Annotated in this window: 6 protein-coding genes and 1 pseudogene; 2 read left to right on the top strand and 5 right to left on the bottom strand. The window is 67.2% G+C overall.

Features of this window, described 5'->3' with window-relative positions:
• Positions 1-313 (top strand): IS3 family transposase (locus tag AC2CJA_RS22625; protein ID WP_484604519.1); only part of this gene is annotated, 313 nt, incomplete at its 5' end.
• Here the strand turns inward: AC2CJA_RS22625 and AC2CJA_RS22620 are convergent.
• The 5 genes and pseudogenes from AC2CJA_RS22620 to AC2CJA_RS22600 all read right to left on the bottom strand — a co-directional run.
• Positions 293-697, bottom strand: a pseudogene (locus AC2CJA_RS22620) (thiamine pyrophosphate-dependent enzyme); the annotation flags it as partial. The gene AC2CJA_RS22625 and the pseudogene AC2CJA_RS22620 overlap by 21 nt on opposite strands.
• A 150-nt stretch (positions 698-847) precedes the next feature.
• On the bottom strand, positions 848-2,080 hold the full coding sequence (locus AC2CJA_RS22615) for an ABC transporter substrate-binding protein (protein ID WP_484604518.1): 1,233 nt from the start codon (positions 2,078-2,080) through the stop codon (positions 848-850).
• A gap of 16 nt (positions 2,081-2,096) precedes the next feature.
• Positions 2,097-3,533, bottom strand: a complete 1,437-nt coding sequence (locus tag AC2CJA_RS22610; RefSeq protein WP_484604517.1) for a sulfotransferase family protein — start codon at positions 3,531-3,533, stop codon at positions 2,097-2,099.
• Complete coding sequence (locus AC2CJA_RS22605) at positions 3,520-4,485, bottom strand: EamA family transporter (RefSeq protein ID WP_484604516.1); 966 nt, start codon at positions 4,483-4,485, stop codon at positions 3,520-3,522. The genes AC2CJA_RS22610 and AC2CJA_RS22605 overlap by 14 nt, the downstream gene beginning before the upstream one ends.
• Positions 4,486-4,553: 68 nt before the next feature.
• The gene (locus AC2CJA_RS22600) at positions 4,554-5,537 is read right to left on the bottom strand and encodes an L-histidine N(alpha)-methyltransferase (protein WP_484604515.1); all 984 of its coding nucleotides are present in this window, start codon (positions 5,535-5,537) and stop codon (positions 4,554-4,556) included.
• A gap of 438 nt (positions 5,538-5,975) precedes the next feature.
• Between AC2CJA_RS22600 and AC2CJA_RS22595 the strand changes: the two genes are divergently transcribed.
• The coding region (locus AC2CJA_RS22595; RefSeq protein WP_484604514.1) for a transposase at positions 5,976-6,233 on the top strand (258 nt) is incomplete at its 3' end.

Below are 6,233 nucleotides of genomic sequence, written 5' to 3'. Positions count from 1 at the left end.
CGGGGAACTGCGGCTGCTCACCAAGAAGGCATTCGACATGTCCGACGGCACCTACGGACACCGCCGCATCCACGCCCAGCTGCTGCGCTGGGGCGTCGCCGCCGGCCCGGAACCGGTCCGGCAACTGATGCGGTTGCCCGGCGCGCGGAGCTGGGAACGCAACCGGGCCTGCGCCGACTCGCACAGGTTCGACGCGAAGGCACCGGCATGCGAGGGCGGCGGACCGCACAGGATCGCCGCGCCTCCTCAACCTCGCCGAACTCAGGCCAGGACAGCGTGCGAGCCTCGTCCGCTATCCGGGCCGGCGTGCTGACGTACTCGGTGGTCCGGTCCCTGGCAAGGTGCCCTCCGAGGTCGGGGACGAGTCGATGTCGGCGACCTCGGCGATCCGCTCGGCGGCCTCGGCCGGGATCGCACCCGGCTCGCTCTGGGCCGGGGCCAGCGCCGCCTCGATGCCCGGCCGGCGCTGGGGGGAAGTCAGGGTTCGCCAGGTCGGTGGCGGTACCGCGTCCGGGTAGTGCTGCTCCTGGTGCATCCGGATGGTGCCGAGCGAGGCGTTGTCGGACACGACGAACACCACGGGCAGTCGGCGCTCGCGCACGGTCGCGGGCTCACCACCGTTCATGACGAAACAGCCGTCGCCGACGATCGCGACGGTGGGCACGGCGGGGGTGCGCGCCGTGACGGCCGGCGCCGCGCCGGGGGCCCAGCACGTCGATCTCGGAGTCGTACAGTGCGTCGAGCAGCAGCGGACGGCTCTCCCCTGCCACGCGGAAGATCCGGCCCACCCGGTGCGCCCGCAGGCCCCGCACCATGGTGTCCGCGACCGTGCACTCCGGTGGGGGCATCAGAGGTCGCTCGCCGAGCGCGCCGGAACGTACTGCGCGGTGGCCTTGTCCGACGGGTAGACGATCGCCGATTCGTCGAATCCCTGCCCCTGCCTCTGGTATTGCAGCAGTACCAGGTCGGGCGACGCGTGGTGCCAGTGGGCCGGCCCGCGCTCGTACCGGACGGGGCCCCGCCAGGTCGGGAACTCCATCGCCTCCATCGCGTCGATCATGTCGTCGCGATCGGTGGACCGCGCCGCATTGCTGGCGGCGGCGACGATGGTGACGTCGGTGAAGTGGGTCAGCGCCGTGTCCGGCGGGAAGTTCCCGTACCGCTGTCGGTAGCGCTCGGTGAACCAGCGTCCGATCTCGGTCATCCCCGGCCACGACGGCCGGTACTGCATGGCGGGCCACATCGCGCCGACGCCCGCGGTACCGGCGAGCCGCCAGAAGTCGCCGGACCGCAGTGGATAGCTGAAGGGGACCATCAGGGGGGTACCGGGGAGCAGGCCCGCCTCGGCCGCGGCACGGAAGATCTGGTAGTTGGTGCGCACCACACCACCGTTGACGAACAGGTCCGGCCCGTAGTCCCGGATCTGTGCCAGCAGATCGGCGAAGTCCGGTGCACCGTCCTGCTCGTAGTCCAGGCGCAGGAACTCCATCCCGTGCCGCATACCGCCGTACTGCTGCAGGACGTCCGCGGTGTGTGCGCCGAACGCGGTGTCGGCGCACACCATGCCCACGGTGCGGAGGCCCAGCTCAGCCGCGAAGTCCAGCATCAGCGGCACGCGGTCGGCCACGCTGAAATATGAGCGGAAGACATTGCGCCGCTTCTGCGCGGTGATCTCGCTGTAGCCGTTCTCGACGAAGATCGGAACGTTGTACCTCGTCGCCACATCGACCACCCACGGGGTCGTCCGCAGGTGCCACTGCCCCATCACCGCGACCACGTCGTCGACGAGGGCGAGCTTGGCCATCTGGCCCGCCGCGGAGCGGTACATGCCCTCCTCCGCCGCCGTCGCCTGATCGTCGTAGAGCACCAGTTCGATCGCGCGGTTGTCGCGGGCACCGCCGTGCTCGCGCACGTACTCCGCGCCCAGACAGGCTCCCCTGACCACCAGCTCGCCCGCGGTACTGTCCCCCGGTTCGCTCAACGGCGTGACGATGCCGATCCGGAGCGGGTCGGGGCCCGCGTTCTCGTTCACCTCGCGTACCAGCGCTCGTGCCCGCTCCAGGTGAGTACTCTGCGGCACTTCCACTCCTTCGGTCTCAGGCTTCATGCGGAATGACGAACTCGTCGAGGTAGTCGGAGAAGCGGTCTGCGAGCCGGTCGGCCCGGTGTCCAAACCGCTCCGCGCGGTAGGCGTGCCGGCCCGTGGCACGGCCCGTAGGGAGGTGGCCGTTCATACGCCGCCGCGCCGCGTCGGTGAGCGGCAGTTCGGCGGCGGTACAGATCCGGGCCACCACCGCCATGGGATCGGCGCCCAGACCGGCGTAGCGGCCGATCTCGCGGTCTTCCACGGGGTCCGCGCTCGCTCCGCGCACCACGGAGATCAGGCTGCAGACGCTCGGCGGCGCCACCGCGGGGGAACGGTGCATACGGACGACCAGTGCGTCCGGGTACACCGCGGCCAGCTCGCCCTGATACCACAGGTGCGATGGCCCCTTCAACAGAACGCTGCCACCGAGGATCCGGTCCAGCAGCACCTGTAACTGCGTGCGGTGATAGCGGTAGACCGGCTCCATGGACTGCCGGTCCAGCCATTTCACATAGCTGGGCACATGATATCGGAATGCGAAGATCGGATCACAGAAGGTGTTTCCTATCAGCCGATGGCATTCCTCGGGAAATTCCACGCGCAATGAGTGAATATTTTTGAACCCCGGGGCCAGTCGGTCGTACTCCGCGATGTAGGCCGCGCACTGGCCGATCAGTTCGTCGGCCTTGCCTCGGCGGGCGGGAGCCGTCATCCCCCAGAGCGCCGGAGCCCGGAGTCCGGGATGTTGGGCGAGCAGACGCTGTAAGAACGTCGTTCCATTACACAGCATCCCGGTGATGATGATCGGCCGTAACGATCGGTTCGTCATCTCGGGGCGCTCGGCGGTACGCAGACTCGCCTCCAACCGCTCGACGAGTGACCGGATCAGCGACCGCCCGGCCCGCGTGCGCCCCGCCGGGGTCAGCCGCGCTTCCGTGTCGAGCGACCGGACGAGTTGCTCCAGCGCCTCAAGGCCGTCGAACTCCGACTCGTGGTCACCGGTGATGTGGCGCGCGTCCGTATCAGTGTGGCGCTGTTCAGAGTGGACTGTTTGACTGGGGCATTCCCGGCGGAAACCATGTGAACTCTCCGACTGCGATAAGAAGCGACAATGATGGCGGTCGCACGTATCGGTTTTCGGGACGAGTGAATAACGAGAATCGACAGAATGCGCCGGTCGATGCATCAGGTCGTCGGCAACATGATCCGCGTCCGATGAACGCGCCTCCATTCCGGGCTCGGCGGGCCACGAAACGTACCACACAAACCGGGCCAGGAGGCTGCCGGGCGGGTAATCATCGGCTACGAGCCGGGGCGGCCGGCGTGTCGCCAGTCCGAAAAGGGGATGTTCCTGCAGGCCGCAAAGAACCGCTTCGGCGAATGGGGCGGCAGCGGGCGGGAGTCGCGCCGCAAACGGCTTCGGAGAGGAACGGTCACGCTCGACCACTGCGTCCCCGTTCCGTCGCGCACTCGTCGGATCCGGCCGACTGAGTACACCGAAAGCAAGGGCTCTCTTCCGTGCAGGGCGATTCCACCCCGGCGGTCCCCGCCTGGTCACCGCGCAGTTCGAGTGCGACGGCGCCGAGCACCAGGGCTCCCCCGACAAACGCACCGGCCCAGAGCGACTCGTCCAGCAGCGTCGCGCCGATCACGGCGCCGATGAGCGGCGTGACGTAGGCGTAGGTGCTGACCAGTGGCGCCGGCGCGCTCTCGAGTAAGCGCGTGTAGAGCACGAAGCCGACGAGCGAGTCGAAGACGAGCAGGAACACCGCTGCTCCGGCCGACGTCCAGCTGACGTCCGACCACCGGGCCGGATCGAGCTCACCGCGCGCCAGCGCGACCAGCAGCAGCACGGCTCCACCGGCGAGCAACTGCACCGCGCTGGCGGCCACTCGATCGAGGGGCCGACCGACGTTCGCCGTCAGCAGGCTGCCCGCGGCCCACAGGATCGGCGCGACGCAGAACGCCGTGACCGCCCACGGCGCCCCGCCGAACGCGCTGCCCGGCGCCGTGAGCACGACGATGACGATGCCGCCGAAACCCGCCACCAGGCGCACCTGCGACGCGGCTGACACCCGGGTTCCCGTGAACCCGCTCAGGAGCACCACCCACAGCGGGATCACCGCGGCGAGGATGGCCCCGAGACTGGCGGTCACCGAGGTCAGCGCCACCGTGGCGATCCCCTGCCCGCCCACCAGCAGCAGCACACCGGCCGCCGTCAGGTGCCGCAACTGCGCGCGCGTCGGCCGGGGACGCCCCCGTGCGGCGCCGGCGAGCAGGATCCCGGCGAGCAGGAAGATCAGTGCCGCGCCGCCGAGCGGCGGCACGCTGTCGACCATCAGCTTCATGGCCGGAATCGCCGATCCCCAGCACGCGTACAGCGCGAGCAGCAGGAGCACGGTGCGCTCAGGAGGCACCGCCGCCGTCCGCCCACCGGCACAGCGCCGGGCCATTCGCTCGGGCGACCTCACACCATTTCCACCAGCAGCAGCGAGTACTTCACGCTGGGCTCGTCGTAGGACGCCATGATCCGCATTCCCACCGTGTCCAGCAGTTCGTCGATCTCGTCGGGCTCGAACTTGTGGGAGGTGTCGACGATCACGCGCTCGCCCGCCTTGACGACCCCTCGCAGATCAAGGTCGGCAAGGCGGAACTCGACGTCCTCCCTCGGCCAGATCTGTGCTTCCATGCGGCGGAGATCCGTGTTATACACCAGCCTGCTGTCGAACACGGAGGGATCGAAGTCGCCGTTGAACTCACGATTCAGGCACACCAGCCTGTTGGTCAGGAAGTTGTGCCACAGGTCGTACTCGGGCGGATCGTTGTACGCGGTCTCCAGCGCCGAGCGGGACTTGTCGAAATCGACGCCGACCGCCATGAGGTCGCCGGGTCGGCCCGCGGACCTGATGTCGTGCAGCAGCTCGCGTCGCTTCTGTTCGCTCATATTCCCCAGCGAGCTGCCCATGAAGAGGAACATTCGCGAAGTCTTCGGCTGCTGAGCGACGACGCTCAGACCGCTGTGGTAGTCACCGGCGATGGGCGAGACCTCGAGGCCGTCGATGGAATCGGCGAGCCGGGCGGACGCCTTGATCAACATTTCTTCCGACACATCGATCGGCACGTACCTCAGCGGTGCTTTCGATCTGGCGGAAATTCCGTTCAACAGCAGTTCGGACTTCGTGGCGGTACCGGAACCCAACTCGACGATCTCGTCTATGTTCGCAAGATCGCACATCGCATCGACATGGCGCATCAGAAGAGCCCGTTCAGTGCGATACGGGTAATAGGTCTCCATCTCGCAGATCTGCACATACAGATCCGATCCACGTTCGTCGTATCCATATACGGTCGGGATCCGGCGCGGAGCCTTTGAAAGACCCGCCACGAGATCTCGGACCTCGCTCGCCGCATCGTCCACTCGCACATCGATGAGATCATTGACCGTACCCATCAAAACATCATCCAATACATGGGTTTCGAAAGAACGAACATGGCATCACTGATCTCGCAGGTGAGAACTCATTCCCGACGTCGCCGATCCGCCGACCACCCCCTGTGACTCGTTAGCGTGCCACTAAGGTAATCCTTGTACATGACCACCAACATGTCAACATCGACATACGCAGCGTTACAGGTGCAAGCATTCGGACTCGGAATTGATCTTCTATGTTTCGGCACGGGACATCGCATCCACTACCCGGCGACGACCCTGCGCTTTGCCCGAGTTGAACGATCTGTCTCGCAGTGGATTGAAATCTTTACCCTTCGGAGTTTTTGGGCGAACTGAGCTTGACTCTGTCGGGGATCTTGGAATTTCCCGGTGCGGCAGCATGGTCGACGGGGGTGATCGGGGGAGTTCCGCCGACCGTTGCAGCTGTCGAGGTGCCCGTTGTCCCTGCACCCCCGTTCCGGTGAGTACGTTCCGCCTCTGACCGCGCGGGTCGCGCGGGCGAGCAACCCGGATGGCACGACGGCGATATGGGTGCGGGACCGGCTGGATGGGCTGTGGTGCGACGAGGACTTCGCGGACTGGTACCCCAGGGACGGGCGGCCGGGTCTCTCGCCCGCTCAGCTGGCGACCGTCTGTGTGCTGCAGTTCCTGCTCGGCCTGTCGGACCGGCAGGCCGCCGAGGCGGTCCGCTGCCGC

Source organism: Streptomyces sp. ATLC9 (genome assembly GCF_057196705.1).
Note: the sequence above shows the minus strand (reverse complement) of the source record. Positions and strands in the feature narration are given on the sequence as shown.